Consider the following 242-nt stretch of genomic DNA (forward strand, 5'->3'; position numbering starts at 1 on the left):
CACATATTTGCCGACCAGGTTATGCTATTGAATACGATTACTTTGATCCACGTGATTTAAAACAATCACTAGAAACTAAATTTATTGAAGGCTTATTCTTTGCAGGCCAAATAAACGGAACTACTGGCTACGAAGAAGCGGGTGCACAAGGCTTAATTGCTGGTATGAACGCGGCACTTAAAGTGCAAGGTAAAGATTCGTGGACGCCACGTCGTGACGAAGCATACGTTGGTGTATTAATT

General features: G+C 41.3%; 1 protein-coding gene. It reads left to right on the top strand.

The window, feature by feature from the left end:
- A partial coding sequence (locus tag AC0IXA_RS28015) for an FAD-dependent oxidoreductase (protein WP_471814995.1) occupies positions 1-242 on the top strand: 242 nt, incomplete at both ends.

The sequence above is a fragment of the Pseudomonas sp. AC083 genome (assembly GCF_979253165.1).